At 39.0% G+C, this 16591-nt stretch carries 14 protein-coding genes, 2 tRNA genes and 2 pseudogenes; 9 read left to right on the top strand and 9 right to left on the bottom strand.

Going from position 1 to position 16591, the window contains the following annotated elements; genetic code table 11:
- Nucleotides 1–99: 99 nt before the first annotated feature.
- From F959_RS03470 to F959_RS03445, 6 genes are all read left to right on the top strand, one after another.
- Nucleotides 100–357, top strand: a complete 258-nt coding sequence (locus F959_RS03470) for an FAD assembly factor SdhE (protein ID WP_004877603.1) — start codon at nucleotides 100–102, stop codon at nucleotides 355–357.
- Nucleotides 350–742, top strand: coding sequence for a hypothetical protein (locus tag F959_RS16830; RefSeq protein ID WP_004877602.1), 393 nt, complete (start codon nucleotides 350–352; stop codon nucleotides 740–742). Before F959_RS03470 ends, F959_RS16830 begins: the two co-directional genes overlap by 8 nt.
- A 208-nt stretch (nucleotides 743–950) precedes the next feature.
- Complete coding sequence (locus tag F959_RS03460; RefSeq protein ID WP_004877600.1) at nucleotides 951–1160, top strand: hypothetical protein; 210 nt, start codon at nucleotides 951–953, stop codon at nucleotides 1158–1160.
- Nucleotides 1161–1517: 357 nt separating this feature from the next.
- Nucleotides 1518–2600 carry a hypothetical protein gene (locus tag F959_RS03455; RefSeq protein ID WP_004877596.1) on the top strand — a complete coding sequence of 361 codons (1083 nt, stop codon included), beginning with the start codon at nucleotides 1518–1520 and terminating at the stop codon, nucleotides 2598–2600.
- 90 nt (nucleotides 2601–2690) lie between these two features.
- Complete coding sequence (gene rrtA / locus F959_RS03450) at nucleotides 2691–3266, top strand: rhombosortase (RefSeq protein ID WP_004877594.1); 576 nt, start codon at nucleotides 2691–2693, stop codon at nucleotides 3264–3266.
- Between the two features lie 184 nt (nucleotides 3267–3450).
- Nucleotides 3451–5661: a TRAP transporter large permease subunit gene (locus F959_RS03445; RefSeq protein WP_004877589.1), complete on the top strand. Its 2211-nt coding sequence runs from the start codon at nucleotides 3451–3453 to the stop codon at nucleotides 5659–5661.
- Between the two features lie 85 nt (nucleotides 5662–5746).
- Here the strand turns inward: F959_RS03445 and F959_RS03440 are convergent, their stop codons facing one another.
- From F959_RS03440 to F959_RS03430, 3 genes are all read right to left on the bottom strand, one after another.
- Entirely contained in the window at nucleotides 5747–6502 is a 756-nt protein-coding gene (locus F959_RS03440) for a DUF2314 domain-containing protein (protein ID WP_004877588.1), read from the bottom strand.
- A 58-nt stretch (nucleotides 6503–6560) separates the two neighbouring features.
- On the bottom strand, nucleotides 6561–7448 hold the full coding sequence (locus F959_RS03435; protein ID WP_004877586.1) for a DMT family transporter: 888 nt from the start codon (nucleotides 7446–7448) through the stop codon (nucleotides 6561–6563).
- A 113-nt stretch (nucleotides 7449–7561) separates the two neighbouring features.
- A complete protein-coding gene (locus tag F959_RS03430; RefSeq protein ID WP_004877584.1) occupies nucleotides 7562–8338 on the bottom strand; it encodes an AraC family transcriptional regulator in 777 nt (258 codons plus the stop codon).
- Between the two features lie 117 nt (nucleotides 8339–8455).
- Here F959_RS03430 and F959_RS03425 point away from each other — a divergent pair, with 117 nt between their 5' ends.
- A complete protein-coding gene (locus F959_RS03425; RefSeq protein WP_004877582.1) occupies nucleotides 8456–9370 on the top strand; it encodes a DMT family transporter in 915 nt (304 codons plus the stop codon).
- Nucleotides 9371–9415: 45 nt separating this feature from the next.
- Here F959_RS03425 and F959_RS03420 read toward each other — a convergent pair whose 3' ends face one another.
- The 5 genes and pseudogenes from F959_RS03420 to rnr form a co-directional block, all read right to left on the bottom strand.
- On the bottom strand, nucleotides 9416–9871 hold the full coding sequence (locus tag F959_RS03420) for a hypothetical protein (RefSeq protein ID WP_004877580.1): 456 nt from the start codon (nucleotides 9869–9871) through the stop codon (nucleotides 9416–9418).
- 14 nt (nucleotides 9872–9885) lie between these two features.
- Nucleotides 9886–10092, bottom strand: a complete 207-nt coding sequence (locus tag F959_RS03415) for a YheV family putative metal-binding protein (RefSeq protein WP_004877578.1) — start codon at nucleotides 10090–10092, stop codon at nucleotides 9886–9888.
- A gap of 38 nt (nucleotides 10093–10130) precedes the next feature.
- A complete protein-coding gene (locus F959_RS03410) occupies nucleotides 10131–12170 on the bottom strand; it encodes a M3 family metallopeptidase (protein ID WP_029424860.1) in 2040 nt (679 codons plus the stop codon).
- Between the two features lie 76 nt (nucleotides 12171–12246).
- A pseudogene (locus F959_RS03405) lies at nucleotides 12247–12833 on the bottom strand (hypothetical protein).
- An 86-nt stretch (nucleotides 12834–12919) separates the two neighbouring features.
- A complete protein-coding gene (rnr, locus tag F959_RS03400; protein ID WP_004877574.1) occupies nucleotides 12920–15358 on the bottom strand; it encodes a ribonuclease R in 2439 nt (812 codons plus the stop codon).
- Between the two features lie 261 nt (nucleotides 15359–15619).
- Here rnr and F959_RS03395 point away from each other — a divergent pair.
- Nucleotides 15620–15709, top strand: a tRNA-Ser gene (locus tag F959_RS03395).
- 11 nt (nucleotides 15710–15720) lie between these two features.
- Nucleotides 15721–15797: transfer RNA gene (locus F959_RS03390), tRNA-Arg, on the top strand.
- A gap of 110 nt (nucleotides 15798–15907) precedes the next feature.
- Here F959_RS03390 and F959_RS03385 read toward each other — a convergent pair.
- Nucleotides 15908–16591, bottom strand: a pseudogene (locus tag F959_RS03385) (hypothetical protein); the annotation flags it as partial.

Below are 16591 nucleotides of genomic sequence, written 5' to 3'. Positions count from 1 at the left end.
AATTTGATTGATGTATTTGGTCACTTAGGAAAAATGTTGACGAAAGTTATAGTGCGATCGGGTACACTATGCACAAATAGTTGCATAGCGGAACATAAGATGTCTGATGAAATGACGTTAGAAGAACGTAAGGTAATTTACCGTGCTCGTCGTGGGTTAAAAGAAATTGATGTGTATTTCGACCCTTATGTGAAGAATTGCTATTTGAGTGCTGAGCCTGCTGAAAAAGCTTTATTTGCTGAGTTGGTAGATCAAGAAGATCCAGATTTGCTTGACTGGTTTATGGAAGTGGGTGAACCGCCTCGGACTGAGCTAAAAGAATTTATCTTAAAATTAAAACATAATGTACATGGCTAATCAGCGAGTTTTTGAGTTGCAATACAGTCGGTTTTCGATTGTTTTGCAACTTTTGATTTTTCTTGGAATCAGTTTTTTATCCTATCTATTATTAAAACCTTTATTTTTCTTTATCAGTTTTCTTTTCATGTGTGGTGCATGGGTACTATTTTTTAAACAATCGCAAATTAAAAAGATCGAGAATTTAGAAAAGAATTTATGGTCAGTCGAATTTTCTGATCCAAATTTAGATATTCAACAACGGGAAATTGTTAAAATAATTGATCATCATTGCTACATCGTGATCTATTTTTCTGATCCTCAACATAAAAATTTAGTCATTTGGTGGGATCAGTTAGCCTACTTTCACTGGAAAAACCTGAAAATACTCGTAAAACTAGCATAATTGTTCGACAATTCTACAGTTGTATATTTTTATTAAGATAATATTTTTCAGTTGGTTATGTGTTTTTCTCATCTTTTTACTTTGAATTGTTAGATTAAATACTCTAAAAAATACTGAAAATATGGATTGTCAGACAATTCAGCCTTTAACCTGAGTTCATTTTCGTTAAAGTACAAACACCAACGTAAAGTGTGGTGGAGGTCCTAAGATGATGGAAATTCCAACATGGTCGTTTCTGGTGATTGCAACTATTCTTGCAATCGTTATAGGAAGAGCAGGAACTTTACTCAGGGAACTTCTTGAATCACAGCAGCATCATGTTGTAGTGACCAAGAGAAAGAGATTGAAGGTGTCATCAATATATCACAATCCCGTGAATGCTGATGATGAACGTCGATCTGGTATCTATCAAAAGTAGATACAAAAGTGTAGGAGGTCTCTATGGAGATTTCAATGTGGATGTTTCTAGTAATTGCAGTCGTTATGGCGATTGTTGTAGGAAGAGCTGGAACATTACTCAAGGATTATTTTTGATAAAAACTAAAAGATAAAGAGTTTCACGTTTTAACCAGTTAATAAGTAGCATGTGCTGAACCGTCGCAATGCTACTTTTTTTTGCCTGAAATTTATGTATTCTGAATTCTATGTCAATTCGCTTATCTGTGAATTGTGTCAAAATGTCCATGTTAAAATTAGAGCAATTACTCTTTAATTCAAGTATTGCATCTGATAATGTACATCTAAAAGGAAAAACAAATTAAAGAGGACAGGAAGAATGTCTAAGCTCCACAAAATGGGAAAGGGTGTGGCGGTTGCTTTGCTTACAACATCAATGTTATCTGGATGTTCGTATGTGATAAAAACAGGGGCGAATGTTGCATTAGGTTTTAGTGAAAATCATATTGTTCCACCAATTTTAGCGATGGATGATGCTGAAATGGTGTGTAATTCAGGGAATGCTTTAACCCCTGCAATTATGTCAACAAAAGATATGGGTGCAGACCCGACCCGTATGGCGGTATTGTTATATACCGCTGCGGGTATTTGTGCTGAAAATGAAGCACTTGAAGCTGAATTACGCTATTTACGTGCAGCTAAAGCTGGTCAAGTGACCGAAGCTCAGGATGCTCGAGTTGAGCAAAAACGCTGGGCTGGGATTGCTGCTGAACGTCAATATGCAAGTTATAAGCTTTTTGCCAATCGTTGGGAAGCAAAATACAATTATAAATTAGGTGACTCTTGCCCAACCATGCGCAACGACCTTGATCAAACTGTTTATTTGCTCGGTATGATTAATGGTTTGCAAGCAATGACCAATGATATTAACTCAGGCGGTGCGATTAACGTTCCTAAAGATATTGCAGGTATTGTTGAGCGCGGCATGGTTTGTCTAGATAATGAAAAATTCTGGGGTGCTCCAATGGCAACCCGCGCGGTCATTTGGACATTATTGCCAGGTGCAGGTGACGGTAAGCCAGAACCGTATGCGACGCTGAAACAGTCGATGGCTATTGGTGAGAAGAAGGGTGTGCGTTTAGCACATGCTTTGTATGCTGTTGCAGCACAAGCAAGTGGTGATGATGCCAAACTTCGTGATGCGTTCCGTTCATACGCCGCTGCAACGGGTGATGATAAACCTGCTAATCCTCAATTTAGATTGATTGATAAAATGGCTGGTTTAATGGTTCGTGGTATTGCTGATCGTTATTGGACAGAAAATACGGGTGTAAGATCGACACGAGAAGGTTTATCAACGTTCTGGGATGATCAGCCAGAAACTTCTTCTGAACTCGATGATTTATTTGATGGTGGTGGAGATGAAGCATCTGCACCAGCTGAAGAACAACCAGCTCAGTAACCTGAATTAAACGACCTTTTACAACATTAAAAATGAAGTGATTTATTATTTTTAAATCGTAAAAGGTGTGTTTTGAAGAAAGGGGCATAAATGAAAGATCAAATATGGATAGGGAAAGTCATTTTGATCGCGGTATGTGTTTCAGTATCAGCGTGTCTTCAGGTTTTTCCCGATCTTTTTATTTACTGGAGACCGAGTTTACTCGCTGAGTTTTGGCGATTGTGGACTGCGCATTGGGTACATGTGGGATGGATGCATTTCTTTTTGAATATGTTGGCATTCGCTTGTTTACCATTTATCTTTCCTCATGCACGTAATTGGCATTTATGTGTATTACTGCTGTTACTTCCGCCATTTATCAGTCTCATTTTTTATTTCTATTTACCTTATATTGAAGCATATGCTGGGCTTTCAGGTGTATTACATGGTTTATATACCGCAGTTGGTCTAGTGTATCTGCAATATCCGAAAGAAAGAAAGTTTGCCATTTTAGTGCTGCTACTTATTGCCACAAAACTAGTTTGGGAAAATACCTTTGGACAAACAGGTACGGCACAGCTGATAGGTAGCCCTGTACTTACTGAGGCGCATTTGATTGGTGCGATTGGTGGTGTGTTATGTGGGCTCAGTTATTTATTGTTTAGAAGGGTAGAGAGAACAGATTAATTGATAAAAACAACCAATAAAAAAGTGAATGTAGTCATTCTTTTTTGAAAAAGTTTGCTGCAAATTTAGGCGGTTTGAAAAAGGGATTGGTTACCAAGAGGGTAAATTCATTTATCTATCAACCATGGACTTCGCATGAATCAACATCTTTGGATGGATGTTGCTAACAAAAATTGGAATAGACATGCAAAATGATCAAGAGAAAAAGTCTGGATTAGGTCTACTGAGTTATATTTGGACGGAGTGGATATCGACATTTGTCATCCTCGTCTTATTACTAATGACGTTGGTCATTGGTACAGGTGAGATGATTCATGGTCAATTATTGCGTATGGGGGAGCGTCTGTATGGCGATCCTGATACAGGAATGCAATACTCATTTCTTCGTGCTGAACCAGAAAAGCCAAGCTGTGATCGACATCCGAATATCGATGCACAAGTTCAAGAGCAGATGAAAATCAATGCTGCTGATGAATTTGCAAGTATGTTTGGCGTTGCATCTGAAGCTGATGTCCGTGCGTCATTGATTGCTGCTCGTGAGCAGTGTGATGAAAAGTATCAGTTCTATGATAAAGCTATGAAGCATATGGAGGCTCATCCGAGTATCCGTACTTATCGTAAAATTGAAACGAGCTTCTTTGGTATCTTTAAATTTGGTACTGAGAATCGTGCATTATTTTTGGTGATCATGGTTGTCTTCGCCGCAATCAGTGCGACCCTAAAAACACATCATATTGGTTTACGTAGTCCAGCGACTAAAATTGACTTCCGTGTCTACAGCGTTGCGATGCTACTCGGTAATGGTTTTCTTACATCATCTGTGATTAGCCAATATAATTCTGTCATGAATTCTGGCGTGCCAATGTCTCCAGAAATGAAGATTATTTATTGGCTATGGATGGTGCTATTTGGCTGTTTAACTTTAATTAGTTTATTCCAGTTAGCGAAGCCTCCAACACCAACACGTCAGGGCGGCAATATTGGTTTAGCATTCCTCAGTGTGCCGCTATATGCATATATGGCGATCATCACCGGTGTTGCATTTACCATCTTTATGGATTACCCAATGGGGCAAGGTATTTATCTTGGTCAGTTGGTCGAGTTCTCAAATATCTTCTTGAATCTTGCCTTGTTTATCTGGGCGGGTATGTTGCTGAAGCAAACTCGTATTGTAGATTTATTCTTAAATATTCTACGTCCATGGAATTTGGCGCCTGAAACATTAACTTGGTTAATCTTAATTGCAGCAGCATTACCAACAGCCTACACAGGTGCATCTGGTATTTTCGTTATTGCGGCTGGTGCAATTATTTATAAAGAAGTATGGAATGCAGGTGGTCGTCGTCAATTTGCTTTAGCAGCGACAGCACTATCTGGTTCGATGGGTGTTGTACTTCGTCCATGTTTATTGATTGTCGTGGTTGCTTCATTGAACAAAGAAGTAACAACTGATTTACTTTATCAATATGGTTTATACACTTTCTTATTAACCTCGACTTTATTTTTGATCATTGCATTGATCTTTGCGGAGCAGAAATTCCGAATTGCACCGCTTAACATTGCTTTGCCAAAATCTTTACGTGCATTCGTGCCAGTATCTCCATATATCGTAATTTTCGTTTTAATCTGGTTGTTCTACAAACATGCTTTAGCGACTGATTTAAATGAATTTACAGCACCAGTGATGATGCCAATCATCTTATTAATGATGGTGTTGTTTGATAAATTACGTAAAGAGCCTGCACCATTAGCACCAGTAGGGCATTGGGATAGTACGTTAAATACCTATACTGCACCTGTAGATGGTACGCAACCTGCACCTCAGATCAACCCTGAAGATGACCCTCGCAAGCCAGAACGTAATGTTTCGTTTGGTAAAGCATTGCATTTAGCGACAAGTGAAACGGTTGGGCACATTGGTGCGCTTGTGATCTTGATGGCACTTTCAGTTAGTGTTGGTGGTTTCCTTGAGCATATCCAAATCATGGAAGCTTTCCCTAAAGATATTAGCAGTACCTTTGTTGTTATTAGCTTAATCGTAATGCTAATGATCTTCGTGGGTATGATCATGGATCCATTTGGTGCAGTTATTTTGATTACGGCAACTGTTGCACCTGTTGCATATCAATACGGTATTGACCCTGTTCACTTCTGGATGATTGCATTGGTTGGGTTCGAATTGGGTTATATCACACCACCAGTTGCATTGAACCACTTATTGGCAAGGCAGGCGATTGGTGATGCAGAAGTCGCGGAAGCGGATGCAGAAGTTCGTCATTTATCCTTCTTCTACCGTTATGAACGTTGGATCTTCCCATTGTTAGTGATGGTTCCTGCAATCTTGATTATTGCGTATGTTCCTTACTTCTTTAAGTTGTTTGGTTGGTATCACTAATTAAGTGTGAGACTTATTAAAAAAGCACCTTCGGGTGCTTTTTTTTCTGTATATCAAAATAGGAATGACTATAAGTAGATGAAAGCTATGCTAATAATTTTGCAATATTTTCCCATCCCATTTTATGAGCTAAATCTGAGGCGGTCATAGATTGGTTATTCAGCGCTGACTTATCTAGATTATGTTGCAGTAATGCTTGAATAATTAAGAAATTACCCGCAATAGCTTCTCGGTGTAATAATTGATTACCGCGATTATCTCTTTCATGAATTACAGTTGGATTGGTTTGGATAAAGTGTAAAAAACTATCTAACATCTTTTCGCACATGGGATGTTCAATTAAGTTTTCTGGATGTTCCTCTTGATCATAGACAAATAAGATATTGTTGGGGTCACCAAAATTTATTCCCCATGACGCATCATATTCTTTTCGCTCAGAATCATTTAATTGTTTACGATATTCTTGAATCGTAAAGCCACCATAAACTTGATCTTGAGTTAAAAACATCCAGTCGACGATCGTCTCAAATGGTTGCTCTATAATTTCACCAGCTTGTACATTGTCGATATAGTTTGGTTGATTCATTAACTGACCAGAGATCGTAGTTCCATCAAAATCAATTTGGCTTATCCACATATATTCAACTAGTGGTGAATCAGATGAGTCGCTGTGTTCTTGGATAAATGCACATTTAACATAAGCAAGATCAAAAACAGGAATTATTCTGCGATATTCCCAAGAAAGCTCTCGCCAAAAGTATTTAAAAGTTTCTTGCGCTTTGTTGAAGGCTGAAATCATTTCAGAAGATTCGTTTGTAAAAATGGTATTTCTTATATTCATGAATTTGAATTTTCCTAATTTGTATTGTTGCAAATTTATTCAAAAGAATGGCGTATTGTTAAAGTTTTAAACGCCATTTCTTATCTCTTTGTGTAAGTGGGCTACATAATAAAATTGCCAACAAAATAATGCAAAAACCAATAATGCTATATAGGTCAGGGACTTCATTCCATAGTAAAAATCCCCAAATTCCTGCGAAAATAATTGCCATATAATTGACGGGTGCAATCTGTCCAGCAGGTGCTAGGCGGTAGGCATGAGACATGAAAATCTGACTCACATTTGCAAGTACGCCTGCTGCAATCAGGAAAAATAATTCATGTAAATGATATGGACGCCATACCCAAAACATGGGAATGACTGAGATCAGCGAGCCGATAAGGCAGAAGTAAAAAACAATGCGTTCGGGTGGTTCTGTTTGGGTCAGTGCTCGTACCGTGACGAAAGCCATTGATGCAAATAAACTTGATGCGATTCCGATAATCGAAATCCAGTTCAATAATCCTTGATCAGGTTTGGCCACACAAAAAACACCGATAAAGCCTAAGCCTGCTGCACATAACATCGCCGTTGTAATTTTTTCTTTTAGGAATAACCATGCGATCAGCGGAATGAAGATGGGGGATGAGTAGGTAAAGACCATAGCATTGGAAAGCTTTAGATGTGCAATTGCATAGAAAAAGCCATACATTGCTGCTAAGCCAATGAGGCTTCGCCATGTATGCATCCAGAGTTTTTCCGTTTTTACAAAATGAACTCCTTGTTTGAAAATAAATGGTAGAAAAAGAACTAATCCAACTAAATTGCGGAAAAATACAATCGTGTAATTATCGACACTTTGTGAAGCATATCGAATGCAAATCCCCATGACTGAGAACAAGAGTGCTGAAATCGTTAGGCAACCAATCGCTAGAAATAAATTACGATTAGTTTGTATAAGCGTCATATGCTTTGAGGAGATTTGGATAATGCGTTCATTTTAAGCTGCTCAGTCATTGAAAGAAATCTCATTTAGCTCTTAGAAGATGAAATAAGTATTTATCAATGTGTTCACATTGTTTATTGAGTGGTGGGAAACTGACAAGCATAGCCACTTGGTGTCATGCCTGTTTCTCGCTTAAACATAGCACTAAACGCACTTGGACTATCATAACCAAGCTCTAAGGCGACATTCAAAATGGGTTTATTCATTGCTAGATCTATCATTGCTTGCATTAATTTGGCTTGTCGAACCCAATGGGAAAAATGCAAACCCGTTTCTTTTTGGAAATGTCGAGCAAGCGTCTTACTGCTCATATGTAAGTAGTCCGCCGTATCTTCCAAATTCCAATTGATACTGAGGTTCGCTTTGACTTCTTGGCATAATAATTTCAGCTTTTGACTTTGTGGTTCAGGCAAGTTAAACGCGAGTGTTGGTAGTAATTCAATTTCATCCAAGATCATTTCAAGCAATCTTTGATTCCTACTATTCGGTTGTATTGCGGTTTGAATTTCCATGGCGCTGCTCATTAACTCCCGTAGTAAAGCAGGGATGGCGATCACACGGCATTCGTTGACAAGATTTTCACGGGCACAGGGAGAGATAAATACACCTCGTGCTTTAACGCCGCCACTACTTAATAAGGCATGTGGTTTGTTGGCAGGAATCCAAACTCCACGTCCAGGAGGTGTAATCCAAATACCCTCATCTGTTTGAATGCGTATTACGCCTGAAAGCGTATGGATCATTTGAATACGATCATGATGATGCCAATCCTCGACATGACCATGAGGGTAATTCTCAGAAAATGCATAGACAGGATAATCTAAAAAACCATGTTGAAAATTCTTTCCCATAGATTGGATATCCACGATTAGATTGTCTGTTTCTCGATAGTTATCGTCTTTTTATCGAGAAACTTTAAATAAATAGTTTTTTAGCATGATTGTCACCGTAATGCATAGGTTGAGATCATGTTTCAAAAAGCTTCTTTGTATCCATTATTTGCCATTTTATTTTGGGCGGGCAATGTCGTTGTATCCAAAATGGCAAGTCATAACATTTCACCAGTCGCGATTACTTTTTATCGTTTAGTGTTAGCGCTAGCAGTCATGAGTACTTTTGTACTGATTCCTGTTTGGAAAAATCGACATACGATTCAACTCTATTGGAAGCAATTGGCCTTAGGTGGTTTTCTATCTGTATCATTATTTCAGTTTTTGTCTTATCAGGCTGCCGCGACTACGACAGCGACCAATATGGCGATTGTTACCGCGCTTATTCCATTATTAACAATGATCCTGAGTAGTTTGATATTAAAAGATAAAATAAGTTATGGCATGTTGTTTGGCGGCACTTTATCTTTTTACGGCATTTTATATTTGCTTAGTCATGGTTCTATTTTAAATATATGGGATCAAGGTGTTCATCTTGGTGATGGTTTAATGCTGGTTGCTGCATTGGGTTATGCTTTGTATGGTGTTTTGCTCAAACATTGGAAAATGCCGATTCCCGCTTGGCAATCGAACTTTGTGCAATCGAGTTTTGCCATTCTATATGTGCTGCCTTTTTTTATCTTTTTACCTGCGGCTGATATGCAACTGAATCAAACTACAATTCCTTTGATTTTGTATGCAAGTATATTCTCCTCGATCTTGCTTTCTTATTTGTGGATCGAAGGGGTAAGACATTTAGGACCGAATCGGAACAGCATTTTTATGAATCTACTTCCATTGTTTACGGCATTGATTGCTGTCGTCTTATTGGGGGAACATCTACAAGCTTTTCATTACCTAGGCGGTGGTTTAACGTTAATAGGTATTTTAATTGCACAAACGATTCAAAAACCGATTCAGTTCAAAGCTCGCTCTAATCAGGTTGTGGATTAAGATATTAATAAAAAAGGCTTTAATATGGATTAAAGCCTTTGATCATTAAGATTTATTCTGCGCCGCAAGTTGAGCTTCGAGTAACTTGATTTGCTCTTCTTTTAACTTGAGTAATGTGTCTGCATCCGTATGTTGCTGCTTTAACTCTTGCTGTTGATCTTGCAGCTGGTGATGAATGTCATCAAGTTTTGCAATTTCTTCTTTTGCTAACGCATCATTTGAAGGGATTGGGTCTTTAATAATTGACTCTTCAACCAATTGAATTGGTGCAGCAACTTCACTTGCAGCATGCGTCGTTTCTGCCGTTGCGATAGGTGCTTCTGGTTTTGCGGTAACGGCTTTCTCAGCAACAGGTTTTGTTGATGCTGTCGGTGTTACTGCTTTATCTGTATTATTTTGAGATAGGAACCATTGAACAGCAAAGATCAGCACCACAACAATGCTGATCCCACCGATTATCATCCATAATAATTTTGAGTTTTCATTTTGATATGAGGACATCATCTTCTAACCTTCTAGTCAAAATGACGAGGTTTGAATTGTATCACCCCAATTTCATCTGGCTCGGCAGCTTGTTGCTCTTCCACATGGGTCGGGCGTTTTTCACTATAAGCACAGTCGATACATTCAATCCACTCGTCATCCACAGTGATGATCTTAACGACACGATCTAAGGCTCCGCATTTTGGGCATTTAGCACCCGCGATGAACTGTCTTTTCATGTCAGTTAATTACACCCTGTGAACAATATTGACGTAGTTTAAGCGCTTTTATTGGTGTTCGTCCAACCTTGATGACGTAATAATGCATCTATTTTTGGTTCTCTTTTTCGGAAATTGCGAAACGCATCAAGTGCTGTATCTTTTCCGCCAACTGCTAGAATAAACTTTCTAAATTCTTTTCCAGTCTCGGTGTTAAAAATACCTTCACTTTCGAAGCGATCGAAGGCATCACTCGCCAAAACCTCTGCCCATTTGTAAGAGTAATAACCTGCAGCATAGCCACCAGCAAAGATATGGCTAAAACTATGTTGGAAACGGTTATATGGTACAGTAGGTACAACAGCAAATTTCGCTCGAATGTCATCTAAAGTCGCTTGGATTTGCTCACTATTTAAAGCTGGCGATTGACGGTGAATAGTGAGGTCAAATAGTGCAAATTCGATTTGACGTAGTGTTTGCATACCTGATTGGAAGAAACGCGCATTTAACAATGCAGATAACAATTCTTGCGGTAAGGTTTGTTTAGTTTCAGTATGCTCACTGAGGACATCTAAACTTTCATTATCCCATGCCCAAAATTCCATGAACTGACTTGGTAACTCGACTGCATCCCATGCTACGCCGTGTGTTCCAGCCACAGAGATATTGTCCACCTCTGTCAGCATGTGGTGTAAACCATGACCAAATTCATGGAATAAGGTAATGACTTCATCGTGCGTGAGTAGCGCAGGTTGATCGCCAATCGGTGGAGTAAAGTTACATACCATGTAGCAAATCGGTTTTTGTAGACCACTCTCTGTTTGCACACGAGAACGGAAACCACTCATCCATGCACCGCCACGTTTGCCGTTGCGTGCATATAAGTCGAAGTAGAAACCACCGACCACTTGACCTTGATCTTCAATTTCAAAATAACGAACATCATTCTGCCAAACAGGTACTTGGCGCTCGATAATTTGGATACCGTAGAGACGTTGAACAATTTGGAATAAACCCTCCACCACTTTTGGCGCTGGGAAGTATGGTTTCAATGCTTCTTGAGACAGATTGAATTGTTGCTGTTTTAACTTTTCAGAATAGTAGGTTGCATCCCACGGCTTTAATTCTTCAATGCCATCCTGTTGTGCGATTGTTTTTAATTCTGCAATTTCAGCAAGCGCAGGGGTACGTGCATGTTCAGCTAAATCTACAAGGAATTGATTTACTGTTTCAACATCAGGTGCCATCTTGCTGGCAAGAGAATATTCAGCAAAATTATTGAAACCAAGTAGTTGGGCCATTTCTTGACGCAAGCTCAGAATTTCTTCCATCACTGGGGTATTATCGAACTCGGCTTTATCAGATTGTTCTGATGCACGAGTGACATAAGCCTTATACAGTTCTTCTCTCAATTCACGATCATCTGCATAGGTCATAATCGCAAAATAAGCAGGGAAATCCAGTGTCGCAACGGCTTGTTCAAGCTCACGTTGTTGCCCGTATTGCTTTAATAATTCAACACTGCTTTGCGGTAGTCCTTTGAGCTGTGCTTCATCTAAAGGTTTAAAGTAGGCTTGGGTTGCATCAAGTACATGATTGGAAAAGTCAGAAGAAAGCTGAGATAAACGTGCAGAGATTTCTGCATAACGTTTTTTTGCTTCACCTTCGAGTGCAACACCTGATAGTTTAAAATCACGTAATGCTAGTTTAATCGCACTTTGTTGCGCTTCACTTAATGTTTGAAATACATTGCTATCATGAATATGTTGATAGGTTTGATACAGCGCTGTGTGCTGTCCAAGCTGAGTGTAGTATTCGCTTAAACTGGGTAAAAGTGATTGGTAAACTTCACGGGTTTCAGCATTATTCATGACTGCATTTAAGTGCGACAAGATGCCCCATGACTCACTCATATTGTTTTCAAGTTGATCGACTTGATTCAGTATTTGCAATTGTGCTTCAGCTAGCTGAGGAACTTCTGTGAGTTGATTTAAAAAGTTTTGTCCGTCTTGGATGCTTTGTTCAATTTGTTGTTTTAAGTCGGCGAGTTGGATTTTGTCAAACTGTGGGGTAGGGAGTGTTGCTTGCTGAAGTGTCATTGTATTTTTTGCCATATCATCTTTAAACATAGTTATAGATGTAGGGGTTTGGAGAGGGGAAATCAAGGTTGATTTATTATTTATTCGTTAGGTTTTGCGTTGTGATTTGAATTTCATCAATTGATAGAATATATGTACCGAAGTGACTTTGGCGAGTACTTAACTTTAATTTGAGATGATGGTTTTTATACGCTTCATATTCATTCAAAGTAATTCTAAAAATAGGAATTCCTGCATAAACTGTTTGGAAAGAATAAAAATCTGTATTTCGGGAGCGTTTTTTTACGGCAGTGGCTGATACTTCCACGATTTGAGGTTGTCCACCATATACGTCCATATCATTGGGAAAGTGCCTGCTAAGTTGAGCCAGAGTAACGGAATAATAAATAAAGGAAAAATAACTAACACGTGAAGTTTAGGCTGCATTTGTACGCGTCGCCATTGTCGTGGAATCACCCACTCCTGATTCATTTTCAAATTGAGAAAGTAAAGCATGAGCAATACATAGAAAAAGCTAGCAATTACCAAGGCGACAAACTTTACTGTTAATGTAGGTGAAAAGTTCCCTTTAAATATATAAATAGTTGTACTAATACTTAAAAAGAATAAACAAGCGAGTACATAGTAATGATAATAATATTTTGTGATTTGGTAATGAGTCATTAGAATTTTTTTATATCTTTAAATAGTCTATCTATTCATTATATAACAAAAAATAAGGGAGCCGAAGCGCCCTTATCTCTGATCAATTACTCAGTTTTTGCTTTCGCATTCGACTTTTTCTTTTTCACTTTTTTCTTTGCCTTTTCTTTAGTTTCAGTCTTAGCAGACGCTTTTTTAGCAGGTTTCTTAGTATAAGAACTTGGTTTGTTCTTATCTTTTTTCTTACGTACAGGTTTTTCACCATCCTCACTGACTTTCGCTTTCGTAGATGATGGGGCTTTACCAAACACTTCTTCAGTTGTTGATGCGCGGTTTGAGCTAGAAGAATTCGCAGTACGAGGTGCTTTTTGACGAATCACACGACCTAAATGTGTCAATTGTTGTATCAATTGGAAGTCGATCTTACGCTCTTCCAAATTCACACCTGCCACTTGAATCTTCACTTCATCACCGAGGCTAAAAGATTGCCCACGATTCTGACCAATTAAGCTTTGACTCGCTTGATCATAAAGGAAGAAGTCTTCACCGAGCTGGCTGACATGAATCATGCCATCAACATAAAGATCTTTGAGTGTTACAAATAGACCAAATTCAGTCACTGCACTAATAATGCCGACAAACTCATCACCTAAATGCTGTTGCATATAGTGACATTTCAACCAAGTAGTCACACTGCGTGAGGCTTCATCAGCACGACGTTCAGTTTGTGAGAAATGCTCACCTGCATCATCTAGAGCAGCACCAGAAAGTGGATAAACCTTCTTATCGAGATAAGCTTTAATTGCACGATGTAACAATAAATCTGGGTAACGACGAATTGGCGAAGTGAAGTGTGTATATGCTTCATAAGCGAGACCATAATGGCCTGAGTTTTTTGCGCCGTAGTAAGCTTGCATCATTGAACGTAATAACACAGCATGTATGCTTGGCGCATCCAAACGATCTTTGGTCGCTTCAATAACGGCTTGATAATCCGCTTGTGTTGGTTGTTCAGGGAATGGCAAACCTAATAATTTCACAAAATCACGAACTTTTTGAATACGTGAAAACTCAGGGGCTTCATGCACACGATACAGCATTGGAATATCATGTTCTAACGCATATTCTGCTGCGGCAACGTTCGCTAACAACATACATTCTTCAATGAGTTTATGTGCATCATTACGCGTGCGCGGCAAGATTTCCTTGATTCCGCCTAACTCATCAAAGGTCATGTAAGTTTCAACGGTTTCAAACTCCATCGCATGACGTTTGGCACGTAGCTCTTTTAAAGTTTGATAAAGTTGAAATAGCGTATTCAATGATTTATGAATCGTTTTATCCGCTGGAATGGCATCAGTCGCACCTTCAAAATATTGACCGACTTGGGTATAAGTCAAACGTGCTTTTGAATGCATGACAGAAGGGTAGAATTCATAACCTGTTACTTTGCCCGCGCGGGAAAGTTTCAAGTCACAGACCATACATAAGCGGTCAACGTGAGGATTTAAAGAACATAAGCCATTCGATAATGCTTCAGGTAGCATCGGTAAAACGAAGTGCGGGAAATAAACTGATGTACCGCGTTCTTCAGCTTCTTCATTTAAAGGCGAATCTAAACGAACGTAGTGACTTACATCGGCAATCGCAACCACCACACGATAACCGCCACCAGGACGTTTCTCTGCATAAACAGCATCGTCAAAGTCACGCGCATCTTCACCATCAATTGTCACTAATGGTAAATCACGTAAATCAACGCGTCCTTTAATATCTTGTTCAGAAGGTTCTTTGAAGCTTTCAGCTTCTTTAATGACTGCTTCAGGAAATTCATAAGGCAGACCAAACTCTAAAATCGTTTGCGGAATAATAATTTCCGTATCTGCTTTATCCGCCATTGATTGAATCACATGGCCTGTTGCCAGCTCTTCACGCGTTGGATAATCGTCAATTGCAACACGCAACATATCGCCAACTTTAGCATTGGCATGTTCAATCAACTCTTTTTCAAGGGTAATCGGCTGATGCTGATTAGGATTGCTTGGTTGAATAAAGTATTCGCCCTGATGTTCAGAGACTTTACCAATAATCTGTTTTACACGTCGTTGTACGACTTCAGTGATAAAACCCCAAGCTTTACCTTTACGGTCTACTGAAGTCTGACGCACTTTAACGCGATCACCATTAAAGACGAGACGTAACTCGCGTTCAGGTAACAACACATCATTTTGACCTGCAATATTCGCCGTGCCTAAACCTTTACTATTAATATAAACCGTTGCTTCATGACTAGGTGCATCTGTGGCAGGTTGATATTTAAAGCCATCTTTCATGAGCTGGCCATCACGAACCATAGCACTGAGACGGTGATTCAGCGCATCAATACTTTTTTGATCAGGAATATTAAAGTGGTCTACGAGTTCTGCATGAGACTGTGCAGTTTGTAATTGTTCTAATGTAGTTAAAATAAGAGTTCGGCTAGGAATAGGATTATCGTAACGTTCAGCTTCTGCTTTTGCTTCGGGATCAACCCAATTATTAGTCATATCGTTCCAATTCACATTTGGCAGATCACTTTAGCATAAGACATTCAAACTTGGACTGCACGTCAAAGATTGCAAGATTCTATTTATGCACATGATCTAAATAAAAGAAGAGAAGACTATATTATCAAGCGCGACAACAAAAAATGCTGAAAAAAAACAGAAATTGATTAAAAAATATTTGATTGATTTAAAAAAACATAAAAAATAAGGATCATGGCTTGTGTAATGAGCTTTTAGTTTGTATTATTGCGCTCGTGTTACGGTGAGATGGGTGAGTGGCTGAAACCACATCCCTGCTAAGGATGCATACGGGTAACTGTATCGAGGGTTCGAATCCCTCTCTCACCGCCACTTTACTTAAGGCGCTCATAGCTCAGCTGGATAGAGCACTTGGCTACGAACTAAGGGGTCGGGAGTTCGAATCTCTCTGAGCGCACCAACTTAAAGAAATTAACCGCTTAATTGCGGTTTTTTTACGTCTGAATTTTATATATTTTCGATAGATAATAAAAAAGCCGCTGAGGACAGCGGCTTTTTCGTCTTTGTGAGTTAGAACAAGCTTAAGTTGTGGAATAAGTTGTCAGTTAAGTTGGTTAGAGAAGTTTGAGGAGTAACCGTCTCAGTTAATGAGCTATCACTAGTTGTTGTATCCGCTACAGTTGTAATGGTTGAAGTTGTTCCTGTGATGGCGGTTAGTAAATTATCTACAGTATTATTTGCAAGATCACTATCTGTATTGAGTGTTATGCCAATCAGATCATTAATACTGTCAAATGTAGTATCACTAAACAATGTGCTTACGCTGTCTTGAAGAATATCGATAGTTGTGTTGCCACCGCTAATAATTGTTTGTGTTGGTTCAGCAACGCTTAAAACTAAATCTGCGCTGTCGAATTCAAATCCAAAATTATCGCTAATACCATCAATAGCATCTGTCACATAATTGAGTGAGTCACCACTTAGGGTTCCACTAATTGTATCTGTAAGCTCAGTCAATCCGCCAAGTACACCGCCGTTTAAATCCCCAGTAATGCTTCCAAGTAAGTTGGTTACTGTTCCTAATGAATCTTCTGGATTGATTACATCACTAAGTGCATTGGTCACTAAATCGATAGGACTACCGTCAGTACCACCAGTGATGCCATCAATTGCGCCAGTGACAAGATCAATCGGACTACCATCAGTGCCACCTGTAATGCCATCGATCACGCCAGTGACAAGATCAATTGGGCT

The organism is Acinetobacter venetianus RAG-1 = CIP 110063 (genome assembly GCF_000368585.1).
Taxonomy (GTDB): Bacteria; Pseudomonadota; Gammaproteobacteria; order Pseudomonadales; family Moraxellaceae; genus Acinetobacter; species Acinetobacter venetianus.
The sequence above is the reverse complement of the archived record's forward strand: the minus strand, read 5'-3'. Positions and strand labels throughout refer to the sequence as shown.